General features: G+C 46.3%; 1 pseudogene. It reads right to left on the bottom strand.

Annotated features, from left to right (window positions below):
- Positions 1-30 precede the first annotated feature (30 nt).
- Positions 31-691 (bottom strand): annotated as a pseudogene (locus R7Q48_RS27600) (FAD-dependent oxidoreductase); the annotation flags it as partial.

A 691-nucleotide genomic window follows, 5' to 3' on the forward strand; every position in this document is an offset into this window, starting at 1 on the left:
GCTACTGAGCCCTATTCAGTTTTTGGCTGTTTACATCCCGTAGCGTTCAGCTAGAGCATGCGGATAGCCTCGTTCTTCGGTCAGTTTAATCGCGTATTGTTCGATTTCGTCTTCAGACCAATTAACGGTCACTGGATGTTGCGCTTCTACATTATGTTGAGGCGTGATATCAAACCAATACTGAAGCATTTTTTGAGCAGCCAACAACGTAGAAGACGCTTTCACAACTTCAATTCGAGCGTAGTGATTTTGTTCGAATGAAACATCTGCCGCGCGAAGCACGGGATCTGTGCCTGGAATTTGTTGAGCACCAAACAATGCTTTGCCACCTTTTTCCGCTGTTATGTAATCAGGGATAAATTGGGCCATGTGTTGTATTGCGTTATGCGTTCTTTCACCCAAAATTTCTTCACGCCACCCACTGCGAATTTTAGACAGTAACGGTACAGGTAGCTCAGGTTGAGCAGAGAGTGCCGTGCTTTCAACTAAGCCATCTTCAAACAACGTGATCTCTTTCGTCATGCCGTGCAGCTGGAAATAGCCATCTCCATAAGGAGTTAACTGCGCCATTCCTTTATCTGTGCCACGGGGGCCGTGGAAAATGACTTCTGGCCATTGCTGGTTACATTCGTTCCATTTGGTCACGTAAGCGGCTTTGAATTCAACTAAACGGTCACGCTTAGCGCCAACT

Source organism: Vibrio sp. 378, assembly GCF_033339435.1.